Below are 1,039 nucleotides of genomic sequence, written 5' to 3' on the forward strand. Positions count from 1 at the left end.
AACGGTATACCAAAACATCAGTGAATTCTCTCAACTCTATCAAACGGTTGGGCATTGAAAGGGTTCGATTTGAAGCCAGTTAATGACTTGTCGTGCACACGGAATTGAACCCCATGTGCCAACGGAATAACTGGAAACTCTTCATTCAAAATATTTTGCGCCTGACGATACAGGTTTAGGCGGTAACGTTGCTCTTGCGTCTCTAGCGCGAGATCCAGCAAAAAGTCGAAATCATCGTTACACCACATCGAAACGTTAAGGCCCACTCGGTCTGATTCGCACGATAGTAAAGGACGGAAGAAGTTATCCGGATCGCCAGTATCGCCAATCCAGCCAGTAAGGAGCAAGTCGATATCGTTGATGTTTTCAAGATCCACTCGCTCGAAACGGTCGTCGGTGAGCAGAGTCAGCTTGATGCCGATATCGGCGAAGTTCGCCTGAATGAGCTCAGCAGTTTTGCGTGGACTTGGGTTGAATGCTCTTGGCTCTAGCGGCACCCACATCGACAGTTTTAGACCATCTTCGTATCCCGCTTCACGAAGTAGAGCGAGAGCGTAATTTCGGTCATAACGAATTTTCGCACTGTCTTTTTGATACGCCCAAGAGTTCGGCGGCAGCAATGTATAAGCTAGGGTTCCTGTACCGTAATAAACCGAATCCAAGATATTTTGACGATTGATCGCAAGGTTCAACGCTTGGCGGACTCTTGGGTCGCGAAGTGCTGGAGTCTCGGTATTAATCGCAATAAAGGAAACGTTATTTGCTGGTGTTGCCGTCAACTCAAGGTTTTCATCTTCTTGAATGATTGGGATCTGGCTAGAGATAGGTGAAGACAAAACATCGCATTCATTGCGCAGCAACTTAGCTAACGTGCCAGTACCACGGTGTGAAATGTCGAACACTACTTGTTCCATTTTCGCTGGCGAGTTCCAGTAGTTCGGATGACGTTCCAAGCGAATCAAATCGTTTACTTGATACTCTTTGAGCTGGTAAGGCCCTGAACCAATAGGGAGTTGGTCGATTTGCTCTTTGTTGTCTT

At 46.8% G+C, this 1,039-nt stretch carries 1 protein-coding gene; it reads right to left on the bottom strand.

The window, feature by feature from the left end:
• Positions 1-17: 17 nt before the first annotated feature.
• Positions 18-1,039, bottom strand: a 1,022-nt coding sequence (locus R7M72_RS26015; protein WP_318056583.1) for an ABC transporter substrate-binding protein, incomplete at its 5' end; no start/stop codon positions are given.

Origin of the sequence: Vibrio sp. YT-18 (assembly GCF_033337345.1) — a bacterium.
GTDB lineage: Bacteria > Pseudomonadota > Gammaproteobacteria > Enterobacterales > Vibrionaceae > Vibrio > Vibrio alginolyticus.